The following is a 448-nucleotide window of genomic DNA, read 5'->3' on the forward strand; positions in this document are numbered from 1 at the left end:
GGCACAAAGGGCGCTGAAGCAACGCACTCAAAATCGCGCTCAAGTAGTCCGAAGGACGATAGCGCCCTAAAAAAGAAAGAGCGGCGACGGAGAACCGCCGCCGCCCCTTCATTCGGTCAGGTCGCTACGCTTACAGCGTGGCGCCGCCGACCGGACGGTTGCAGGCGCACAGTTCGTCGGTCTGCAGGGCGTCGACGACGCGCAGCGTGTCTTCCGGCGAACGGCCGACGTTCAGGTTGGTGACATAGACGTGCTGGACGACGTTGTGCGGGTCGACGACGAAGGTGGCGCGCAGGGCGACGCCGTTTTCTTCGTCCAGGATGCCCAGTTGGCGGGCCAGCTTGCCGCCGGTGTCAGCGAACTGCCAGATCGGCAGCTTGTTGAGGTCGGCGTGGTCGCGGCGCCAGGCCAGCTTGACGAACTCGTTGTCCGTCGAGCCGCCGAGGAC

The 448-nt window shown here is 65.0% G+C and carries 1 protein-coding gene; it reads right to left on the minus strand.

Annotated features, from left to right (window positions below):
* Nucleotides 1-130: 130 nt before the first annotated feature.
* The coding region (locus AB4Y97_RS21030) for a redoxin domain-containing protein (RefSeq protein WP_442000980.1) at nucleotides 131-448 on the minus strand (318 nt) is incomplete at its 5' end.

This window comes from Microvirga sp. 2TAF3 (assembly GCF_052114965.1).
GTDB lineage: Bacteria > Pseudomonadota > Alphaproteobacteria > Rhizobiales > Beijerinckiaceae > Microvirga.